Source organism: Tahibacter caeni, from assembly GCF_024609805.1.
Classification (GTDB): Bacteria; Pseudomonadota; Gammaproteobacteria; order Xanthomonadales; family Rhodanobacteraceae; genus Tahibacter; species Tahibacter caeni.
Genome location: NZ_JANFVR010000656.1, coordinates 1 through 1,131 on the forward strand (window position 1 = coordinate 1; position 1,131 = coordinate 1,131).

1 protein-coding gene and 1 pseudogene are annotated in these 1,131 nt (G+C 74.2%); both read right to left on the minus strand.

All coding sequences use genetic code 11. The annotated features are described in order from the left end of the window. On the minus strand, positions 1 to 621 hold a 621-nt coding region (locus NON22_RS24635), incomplete at its 3' end, for a MaoC/PaaZ C-terminal domain-containing protein (protein ID WP_257389618.1). 85 nt (positions 622 to 706) lie between these two features. Continuing rightward, positions 707 to 1,131, minus strand: a pseudogene (locus tag NON22_RS24640) (thymidine phosphorylase); the annotation flags it as partial.

Below are 1,131 nucleotides of genomic sequence, written 5' to 3' on the forward strand. Positions count from 1 at the left end.
GCCGGCGTCGCGCGCGGCGAGCGCCGCGCCGAGGCTCAGCACGTTGCACGGATGCACGACGGCCATGCGGATCGCGCCGAGCTTGCGCGCGTATTCGAGCAGCCGGCGCGCGCCGTCGCCGCCGGCGGTTTCCAGGCGCAGCTCGGGCAGGCTCGTGCGCGGCCGTTCGACACGCTGGTCCGGCGCGATCACGCGCGCGCGGCCCTCGATGACGCAGTCGCCGTACTGGTTGACGCAGCGGCAGTCGAGCAGCACCTGCCGCGTCGCCGGTTCCAGCGCGGCGACCGTGACGCCGACCTGCAAGGTGTCGCCGAGACGCACGGGCTTGAGGAAGCGCAGGTCCTGTTCGAGATAGATCGTGCCCGGTCCCGGCAGGCGCGTGCCGAGCACGCCGGAAATCAGCGCGCCGCCCCACATGCCGTGGGCGATCACGCCGTGGAAGCGCGTCGAGGCGGCATAGGCCGGATCGACGTGCTGCGGATTGACGTCGCCGGACTGCAACGCGAACAGCTGGATGTCCTGCATCGTCAGGGTGCGTTCGATCGTCGCGCCGTCGCCGACGGCGAGCTCGTCGAAGGTGCGGTTGCGCAGCACGGTCAGGTCGTCGGCCGCGGTGCTCATGCGGACTCCGGGACGGCGGCGTGCGGCGGGCGGAGCGAGGTGGCGCAGTTCATGCGGCGGGTTCCGGGGAAGGGGCGGGATCAGGCTAGTCGATGCGGATCAGGTCCGGCGAGCGGCGCAGGTAGTCGAACGCGTAGTCGAGTTCGCCCGGGCTCGCCGCATGCACGGTCAGCAGCGGCTGGCCGCGCTCGACCGCGTCGCCGAGCCGCGCCTGCAGCATTACGCCGGCCGCGGCGCTTTCCGGCGCGCCCGACAGCTTGGCCAGGCGCGACAGCCGGCGGTTGTCGATCGCACCGACGCGGCCGTCGCGGGCCGCCTTCAGCGGCCGCCGGTACGCGGCGACCGGCGGTTCGCGCAGGCCGCCCTGGGCCGCGCAGATGCGCTGGAACTTGGCCCACGCACGGCCGTCGGCGAGCACTTCGCCGGCCAGGCGCGCGCCGTCGCCGGGCGCGGCCTTGCCGCCGATCTCCAGCGCCGCGCCGGCCAGGGTCACGGCGCGTTCGCGCAGAT